The sequence below is a fragment of the Vibrio sp. 10N.261.45.E2 genome (assembly GCF_002875705.1).
GTDB lineage: Bacteria > Pseudomonadota > Gammaproteobacteria > Enterobacterales > Vibrionaceae > Vibrio.
The window spans coordinates 1-3,526 of the sequence record NZ_MCZZ01000082.1 but is presented as its reverse complement, the minus strand read 5'-3'; the positions used below and the strand labels follow the sequence as shown (position 1 = coordinate 3,526).

Sequence of the window (3,526 nt, the reverse complement as noted above, 5' to 3'; positions counted from 1 at the left end):
AAGCACCAGTTGAGCGCATTCAAGTTTAAATTCTGGGTTAAAAGTGCGTCTATCACGCTTAGTCATAATGTCACCTGTTTTAGTCTTGAGATGATCATACATCACCTCTTAATCAGGTGGCCAAATTCACTATGCCACTACAAGCAGATACCTTTATTGGTTGTGCCCTCGCTGTACTTGCTGTTATTTACGTGTTGCCTGATTGGCAATCGAAGCGACTGCACAAAGTGATGGCAGATGCGCTTGATTCCAATAAAAACTATCTTGCTCAGATCATCGGCCAATACCGAGTTGGTAAGAAAGACAGCCTCAACTATCGTATCGCTCGTCGTAGTGCCCATAATAATGATGCAAACCTAACTGCCGCTATTAGTAGCATGCTGGTTGAACCCGGTAAGTACCGTACCTCTGAAGATGAGAGCTTCCGATTCCTAACACTCAACCACGCTCTACTTAGCTATATTTCAGCTTTGGGAGCACACAGAACACGTATTGATGATGAGGCGACACACAAACTGGTGTTAGATGCGCACAGAGTAATCCACGAGCATCTAGACGCTCTAAATGATCAACTCTATTCTCATCAAGAACAGTGTGAAGTGAAAAACGCTTATGACCCTGAACTGGATAAACGTTTGAGTGAGTGGCGAGAAGAAGATGAGAGTTCTGTCAGAATGGTTCTACAGCAGCTCCATTTGATTTATCGAATGCTTCCAGAACTGCATACCTTAGCGACCAAGTTTGCAGTCAAGGTTAAGATCGATAAACCGTTTGAAACAGAAGCTTCTTGAGCAACAAGCAAAATACCGTAAAAACAAAAAGATAACGTCAATCGCTCACCTTTTGATCGGTGGTCGTATTTATACATTGCTTTACCCATACCCCAAAATGGGTAGAGCAATTACTTGCCTACCCTTGTGCCACAAGGGTTATAGGGATTTTTACATTGTAGGAATTCTCTGACTTTGATTGACCAAGCCTTAACTTTGCCTAACATTTCTCGGACAAAAAACGACCATAGGAATTTATAGTTGTCTTAGTTTCAGGAAACTTAAAACAACATTTAATATTCACTTAATCTAGTTTGATTTCCTGTATCAGTAAGCTATGCTCTATAGAGCATATGGATTTGAACTAAGGTCACAATATGAATACACAGCAATTTGAAGCATTTAAGCAGCAAATACAGCTTCTTAGTCCACAGCAATTAAAAGCACTTCAAGGTGAAATCGACGGCAACCTTGAAACAGAGAAGCCTTGTTTGCTTACTGAAGAAGAGTTAAACGCGTTAAATGACCTGTTCAGTTAACAAACAGATATTACTACTTTAGCTTAAGTTCACATTTTCACCGTAAATTTCATCTGTTCACCATTGCGCTCAAAATATCGTCCGCCTAGACTCATTTCATACGTCAATAAAAGGTTCTGCTATGTCGATATCTGGTATTCAATCTGGTTACGCGATTATTCAGCATTCAACTAACATGGCTGAAGAAGCAGCAATCGAGCTCAACCAAGCCTCCAAACACTCTTTAGAATCCGACGACACTTTCCAAGCTAGCGATCTCAGCTTTAATCAAATTGAGCCTGAACAATCCATTTCCTTGAAAGACAAACAGCCCGAACCTACTTCATCTTCAACCGACTCCTTGATAAAACTGACACAAAGCGCAAGTTACAACCGCGTTGGCGCGAGTGTAGTTGATCGTCAAAACAAAGCCATCGGTAGCCTTCTCGACATTCATATCTAAATTACACTGATATACAGCGTATATTTTGCGAAACTCTGCTGCTTTTTTCTTCAACAACCATACAAACTGTAACTCATTATATCAGGCGCTTGTTTCTGGTTTATTACTCGGTAGAATCAGCGCAAACCAATTTGCTGCACAAACTTTACTTCATATTATTTATGCCAAAACTAAATCTGCATCGCCGTGACTATGTTTCTATTTTAGGAGGCGACATCTCCGCAGACGAATTAGAAAAAAAGCTTCAGCCTCATTTTGAAAAGCCACTCAATAAGCTGACACCTAGCCCCTACCTGACAGAAAAGAATCTCACACGTCGTTGGACCGCACTCAATAATGCAGATTCGCAAACAGAACTCCTCGATCCTCATACAGAAAGTCAGATGCAAGCTTATGAGAAAAACATCGAACACTTCATTGGTACGGTTAAGGTGCCTGTCGGTATCTCTGGTCCTTTAAGAGTCAATGGCCTGTTTGCTGAAGGCGATTACTTGGTACCACTTGCAACCACAGAAGCTGCACTTGTCGCTTCTTATAACCGTGGCTCAAAACTGATTACAGCTTGTGGTGGTGCAAGTGCGATGTTGCTCAATGAAGGTGTCACTCGCACTCCTGGTTTCGCATTTCAAGGCTTGGTAGAAGCTGGGCAGTTTGTGGCTTGGGCTGTGACTCAATATGACCAATTTAAACGATTGGCAGAATCAACAACATCGCACGGCAAACTTACCGACATCAATATCAACATCGAAGGCAACCATGTTTACTTGGTGTTTGAATTTCTAACCGGAGATGCTTCTGGTCAGAATATGGTGACCATCGCGACCAATGCTGTATTTGAGTACATCATTGAAAACACGCCGGTTAAGCCAGACCATGCTTTCCTTGATGGCAACTTATCAGGCGATAAGAAGGCGAATACCCAAACCTTGCGCAGTGTGCGTGGTAAAAAGGTAACCGCTGAAGTTAATATCCCAGCAGAACTTGTTGCTAAGTATCTACACACCACGCCTGAGAAGATGGTTCAGTTTGGTCAAATGACCACTGTTGGCGGTGCTTTGAGTGGTACTATCGGTATCAACGCCCATTATGCGAATGCACTTGCTGCTCTTTACATTGCTTGCGGCCAGGACGCAGCGTGTGTTGCTGAATCAGCGATTGGTATGACGCGTATGGAGCTCAACAAAGAAGGCGGATTATACGCTAGCGTGACGCTGCCTAACTTAATGGTGGGAACTGTTGGCGGCGGTACAGGTTTACCGAGTCAAAAAGCCTGTTTAGATTTACTTGGACTACATGGTAATGGCAAATCACAAGCCCTTGCTGAAGTCTGTGCTGCACTGTGTTTGGCGGGTGAACTATCGATTGTGGGCGCGTTTTGCGCTGGTCACTTTTCACGTGCTCACCATAAGTTAGCTCGTAAATAACCTTTATCCAATTTGGCTTGTTCAGTTTTGTCGTTCATGCAAAGCCACAAGCCAACCTGAATGCGTGAGTCATAAATGGATTACTTACACTTATCTAGGGTGAGCCTTAAGCACCTCACTGCGCTTCATATTATGCTGAACACCCACAGTGTAACTCAAACCTCCGAGCAGCTCTTTGTCAGCCCTTCGAGTGTGAGCAAAACCTTATCTCAATTACGTGACATCCTTAATGATGAGCTTTTCTATCGAGATGGCACCAAGCTTATCCCTACTCCCTTTGCTCTGAAGATAGCTCCGACGGTTCACGCGATTCTTTCAAGCATGAACGGTCTGTGTAGTGGTCAAGTAAAA

Annotated in this window: 5 protein-coding genes and 1 pseudogene; 5 read left to right on the top strand and 1 reads right to left on the bottom strand. The window is 43.1% G+C overall.

All coding sequences use genetic code 11. From position 1 onward, the window contains the following. Positions 1 to 102, bottom strand: a 102-nt coding sequence (locus BCT34_RS24385; RefSeq protein WP_131828338.1) for a transposase, incomplete at its 3' end; no start/stop codon positions are given. A gap of 41 nt (positions 103 to 143) precedes the next feature. Between BCT34_RS24385 and BCT34_RS04500 the strand changes: the two are divergent. The 5 genes and pseudogenes from BCT34_RS04500 to BCT34_RS04485 form a co-directional block, all read left to right on the top strand. Further along, positions 144 to 791, top strand: a pseudogene (locus BCT34_RS04500) (TIGR01666 family membrane protein); the annotation flags it as partial. A gap of 356 nt (positions 792 to 1,147) precedes the next feature. Next, the gene (locus BCT34_RS24380; RefSeq protein WP_165690294.1) at positions 1,148 to 1,309 is read left to right on the top strand and encodes a hypothetical protein; all 162 of its coding nucleotides are present in this window, start codon (positions 1,148 to 1,150) and stop codon (positions 1,307 to 1,309) included. A gap of 121 nt (positions 1,310 to 1,430) precedes the next feature. After that, entirely contained in the window at positions 1,431 to 1,751 is a 321-nt protein-coding gene (locus BCT34_RS04495; RefSeq protein ID WP_076653110.1) for a hypothetical protein, read from the top strand. 161 nt (positions 1,752 to 1,912) lie between these two features. Next, positions 1,913 to 3,175 carry a hydroxymethylglutaryl-CoA reductase gene (locus tag BCT34_RS04490; protein ID WP_076653112.1) on the top strand — a complete coding sequence of 421 codons (1,263 nt, stop codon included), beginning with the start codon at positions 1,913 to 1,915 and terminating at the stop codon, positions 3,173 to 3,175. Positions 3,176 to 3,250: 75 nt separating this feature from the next. Then, positions 3,251 to 3,526: LysR family transcriptional regulator (locus BCT34_RS04485; protein ID WP_133148366.1), on the top strand; the 276-nt coding region annotated here is incomplete at its 3' end.